At 48.3% G+C, this 528-nt stretch carries 1 protein-coding gene; it reads left to right on the top strand.

Annotated elements, in window-relative coordinates; all coding sequences use genetic code 11:
* The first annotated feature begins 17 nt into the window (after positions 1-17).
* Positions 18-446, top strand: a complete 429-nt coding sequence (locus FHD02_RS24010) for a heme-binding protein (protein ID WP_007372190.1) — start codon at positions 18-20, stop codon at positions 444-446.
* The last annotated feature ends 82 nt before the right edge of the window (positions 447-528 follow it).

Here is a 528-nt window from a genome sequence, read left to right as displayed (position 1 = left end):
CATTTTCAGGAGAGACTGTGAATAAGAGCCAACCAATCGCCACCATTACGCTGGCGGCGGCGAAAAAAATGGCGCAGGCCGTCGAGGCTAAAGCGCTTGAGATCAACGTGCCGGTGGTCTTTTCCGTGGTGGATCGCGGCGGCAACACGCTGCTGATGCAACGCATGGACGACGCGTTCGTCACCAGCTGTGATATTTCTCTTAATAAAGCGTATACCGCCTGCTGTCTGCGGCAGGGGACCCATGAAATTACCGACGCGGTACAACCGGGTGCGTCACTATATGGTTTACAGCTAACGAATCAACAGCGGATCGTTATTTTTGGTGGCGGCTTACCTGTCATGTTAAACGATAAATTAATCGGTGCTGTCGGCGTAAGTGGCGGTACTGTCGAACAAGACATGTTATTAGCGCAAACCGCACTGAATTGTTTCTCTGAATTATAATTTAAATCTAAGAAGGTAAATTATGAGCTATCGTATGTTTGATTACCTGGTGCCAAATGTGAACTTTTTTGGCCCGAATGCT

This window comes from Citrobacter sp. EC_71, assembly GCF_019584005.1.
Taxonomy (GTDB): Bacteria; Pseudomonadota; Gammaproteobacteria; order Enterobacterales; family Enterobacteriaceae; genus Citrobacter; species Citrobacter werkmanii.
This window is presented reverse-complemented; position numbering and strand designations above follow the sequence as displayed.